The sequence below is a fragment of the Sphingomonas bacterium genome, assembly GCF_903643065.1.
In the GTDB taxonomy this organism is placed as follows: Bacteria; Pseudomonadota; Alphaproteobacteria; order Sphingomonadales; family Sphingomonadaceae; genus Sphingomonas.
The window spans coordinates 1-3,895 of record NZ_CAHJWX010000282.1 but is presented as its reverse complement, the minus strand read 5'-3'; the positions used below and the strand labels follow the sequence as shown (position 1 = coordinate 3,895).

General features: G+C 69.8%; 3 protein-coding genes and 1 tRNA gene. All 4 read right to left on the bottom strand.

The genetic code is table 11. From position 1 onward, the window contains the following. Positions 1–5: 5 nt before the first annotated feature. The 4 genes from HUU95_RS10395 to HUU95_RS10380 all read right to left on the bottom strand — a co-directional run bounded on the left by HUU95_RS10395 (position 6) and on the right by HUU95_RS10380 (position 3,650). Complete coding sequence (locus HUU95_RS10395; RefSeq protein ID WP_174280048.1) at positions 6–635, bottom strand: endonuclease domain-containing protein; 630 nt, start codon at positions 633–635, stop codon at positions 6–8. Then, on the bottom strand, positions 521–2,134 hold the full coding sequence (locus HUU95_RS10390; RefSeq protein ID WP_174280047.1) for a carboxyl transferase domain-containing protein: 1,614 nt from the start codon (positions 2,132–2,134) through the stop codon (positions 521–523). Before HUU95_RS10390 ends, HUU95_RS10395 begins: the two co-directional genes overlap by 115 nt. Positions 2,135–2,252: 118 nt before the next feature. Then, a complete protein-coding gene (locus HUU95_RS10385; protein ID WP_174280046.1) occupies positions 2,253–3,422 on the bottom strand; it encodes an acyl-CoA dehydrogenase family protein in 1,170 nt (389 codons plus the stop codon). A gap of 146 nt (positions 3,423–3,568) precedes the next feature. Next, positions 3,569–3,650, bottom strand: a tRNA-Leu gene (locus HUU95_RS10380). Positions 3,651–3,895: the final 245 nt, after the last annotated feature.

The following is a 3,895-nucleotide window of genomic DNA, read 5'->3' as shown; positions in this document are numbered from 1 at the left end:
CGTCCTTATACCTCCCCGGAACGGGGAGGGGGACCGCCGGCCGCAGGCCGGTGGTGGAGGGGTCGGCGCGGGGCGGGTGGCGCCGCACGCTCGCGGCAGGCGGCAACGATCGCGACTAGCGCAGCAGCAAGGTCGCGCAGGATCAAGCTGGCGGGAAGGCGCAGGACGGCGAGGCCGAGGGCGGCGGCGGCGTTGTCCTTGCGCTCGTCGCGCGCGGGCTGGTCGCCCCGATTGTGGACCTCGCCATCAATCTCGATGCATAACCGCGCCGACAAGCAGGCGAAATCGAAGGCGCCGGGTAGGTCGGGATGCTGACGGCGAAACTTGTAGCCGCCCGGACGCGTGCGCAGCGCGCGCCACAGGATCACCTCGGGCAGGTTGCCGGTGCGGCGTTGCCGGCGGGCGTGCTCGACGACCTTGCGCGGAGCACGCAGACGCGGCGGGGCGACCCCTCCACCACTCGCCTTCGGCGAGCGGTCCCCCTCCCCGTTCCGGGGAGGTATGGGTTCGCCTTCCCCTCTCACATCCGGAACACGCCGAAGCGGGGATCGCCGATCTCCGCTTCCAGCGTCGCCGCCAGTGCCAGGCCCAGCACGTCGCGGGTCTGGGCGGGGTCGATGATGCCGTCGTCCCATAGCCGCGCGGTGGCGTGATAAGGGTTGCCCTCGTCCTCGTACTTCTGGCGGATCGGGGTCTTGAAGGCTTCCGCCTGTTCGGGCGTCCAGGTCTCCGCGTCGCGGTGAACGGCCGCGAGCACGGACGCGGCCTGTTCGCCGCCCATCACGCTGATGCGGGCATTGGGCCAGGTGAACAGGAAGCGGGGTCCATAGGCGCGGCCGCACATGCCGTAATTGCCCGCGCCGAAGCTGCCGCCGATCAGCACGGTGATCTTCGGCACGCTCGCGGTGGCGACCGCGGTGACGAGCTTGGCGCCATGTTTCGCAATGCCTTCCGCCTCATATCTGCCACCGACCATGAAGCCGGAGATGTTCTGGAGGAACAGCAGCGGCACCCGGCGCTGGCACGCCAGCTCGATGAAATGCGCGCCTTTCTGCGCGCTCTCGGAGAACAGCACGCCGTTGTTGGCGAGGATCGCGACGGGCAGGCCCCAGATGTGCGCGAAGCCGCAGACCAGCGATGCGCCGTACAGTGCCTTGAACGCGTGGAACTCGCTGCCGTCGACCAGACGCGCGATCACCTCGTGCACGTCATACGGCGCGCGGACGTCGGCGGGGACGATGCCGTACAGCTCGTCCGCGTCGAAGCGCGGCGGGCGCGGCTCGCGGCGGTTGACGCTGGCCACCGTCGGCGGCGGCAGCGTCGAGACGATGTCGCGCACGATCGTCAGCGCGTGTTCGTCATTCTCCGCGACGTGATCGACCACGCCCGAGCGTCGCCCGTGGGTGTCGGCGCCGCCCAGCTCCTCGGCGGAGATCACCTCGCCGGTCGCGGCCTTCACCAGTGGCGGGCCGGCGAGGAAGATCGTCCCCTGCCCGCGCACGATCACCGTCTCGTCGCTCATCGCCGGGACATAGGCGCCGCCGGCGGTGCACGACCCCATCACGCAGGCGATCTGGGCGATGCCGGCCGCGCTCATCGTCGCCTGATTGAAGAAGATGCGGCCGAAATGGTCGCGGTCGGGGAAGACCTCCGCCTGATGCGGCAGGTTGGCGCCGCCCGAGTCGACCAGGTAGATGCAGGGCAGCCGGTTTTCCCGAGCAATTTCCTGGGCTCGCAGGTGTTTCTTTACTGTCAATGGAAAATAGGTGCCGCCCTTCACTGTCGCGTCGTTGCACACGATCATGCACTGGCGGCCGGAGACGCGGCCGATCCCGGCGATGATGCCGGCGCCCGGCGTGCTGTTTGTCTCGCCTGGGCCGTCGTACAGGCCGTGCGCGGCGAGCTGGCCGATCTCCAACAGGGGTGAGCCGGGGTCGAGCAGCCGCTCGACCCGGTCGCGGGGAAGGAGCTTGCCGCGCGCGGTGTGGCGCTCGCGCGAGGCTTCAGGGCCACCGAGCGCGGCCTGGGCGACGGTGGCGCGAAGCTGCTCGACGAGCGCGCGGTTGTGCGCGGCGTTGGCGCGGAACTGGTCGGACTCGAGCGACAGGTTGGAAGTGAGGACAGGGGCGGTCACAGCAGATCGCCGTCATGCTGAACTCGTTTCAGCATCCACGCGCTGCCCTCGACGTCTCTCCCCAGGTCAGTCGTCGCGCATGGACCCTGAAACAAGTTCAGGGTGACGAAGGGCTGGATCACTGCGCCACCACGCCCGCCGCGCCGATCAGCTCTCGGCCGATCAGCATGCGCCGGATCTCGTTGGTCCCCGCGCCGATGTCGAGCAGCTTGGCGTCGCGCAGATAGCGTTCGACCGGCCAGTCCTTGGTATAGCCCGCGCCGCCCAGCGCCTGCACCGCCTCGCCCGCTACCTTGAAGGCGCTTTCGCTGGCGAGCAGGATCGCGCCCGCCGCGTCGAACCGCGTCGTCCGCCCCGCGTCGCACGAGCGGGCGACGGCGTAGACATAGGCGCGGGCGCTGTTGAGCGCGACGTACATGTCCGCCACCTTGGCCTGCATCAGCTGGAACGAGCCGATCGCCACGCCGAACTGCCGGCGCTCGCGCAGGTAGGGCAGCACCGTGTCGAGGCACGCCTGCATGATGCCGAGCTGAATGCCGGCGAGCACCGTGCGCTCGTAGTCGAGCCCGCTCATCAGCACGCCGACGCCGCCATTGACCGGTCCCACCACCTGTTCGTCCGACACCTCGCAATCGGTGAAGACCAGCTCGGCGGTGGGCGAGCCGCGCATCCCCATCTTGTCAATCTTCTGCCCGATCGAGAAGCCGGGCATGCCGCGCTCGATCAGGAAGGTGGTGATGCCGCGGCTGCCCTCGCCCGTCCTGGCATAGACGACCAGCGTGTCCGCATAGGCCGCGTTGGTGATCCAGAACTTGGTGCCGTTGAGGACATAGCCGCCCTGCACCACCTGCGCCTTCAGCTGCATCGACACGACGTCGGAGCCGGCGCCGGCCTCCGACATGGCGAGGCTGCCGACATGCTCGCCGCTGATCAGCTTGGGCAGATACCGGGCCTTCTGCTCGGGGCTGGCCCAGCGCGCGATCTGGTTGACGCACAGATTGGAGTGCGCGCCATAGGACAGGCCGATCGAGGCGGACGCGCGCGCGACCTCCTCGCACGCGACCACATGCTCCAGATAGCCCAGCCCCAGCCCGCCATCGACGTCGGCGACGGTGATCCCGTGCAGCCCCAGCGCGCCCATCGCCGGCCACAGCTCGTCGCGCGGAAACCAGTCCTGCGCGTCGATCCGGGCCGCCAGCGGCGCGATCCGGTCGGCGGCGAAGCGCCGGGTGGTGTCGCGGATCATGTCCGCCATCTCACCCAGCGCGAAATCGAAATCGGGGGTCATGGCGGCGGTATAGCGTCGGCGCTAGCGGGGGAAAGGGCGCGACGCGGCAAAGCCGAGTCGTCGGACGGGTTCGGCGTCGCCGACCCGCCGGCCGCCTCGATCGCGGACGCGACCATAGCGAGGCTACGGCCAGCTGCGATCAAGGGTGCGGGTGGTCGGGGTCGAACCGACACTCCTTGCGGAACCGGATTTTGAGTCCGGCGCGTCTACCAATTCCACCACACCCGCGCACACGTGGCGCGACGCCCGGACCGGCCGGCGCTGCGCTCGTGAGCTGAATGGCACAGGATGGCGCCCCTCGTCCAGATCGATGACGCGCCCGGTCGTCACCTCGTCACAGGCCGACCCACAATCGCATCGGCGACGCGAAGGCGGGTGGCGACGGCCACGCCGGCCTGTTGTACCGCGCGGCATGGGACTCGGCGGACGCGCGGCCTGGGGCTGCCTGGTGGCGGCGATCGCGGCGGCGGCGG

Bases quoted from the DNA above. Each gene is read 5' to 3' on its own strand.
- HUU95_RS10395 (WP_174280048.1), bottom strand. From the start codon at position 635: ATGGGACGACGGCATCATCGACCCCGCCCAGACCCGCGACGTGCTGGG.
- HUU95_RS10385 (WP_174280046.1), bottom strand. From the start codon at position 3,422: ATGACCCCCGATTTCGATTTCGCGCTGGGTGAGATGGCGGACATGATC.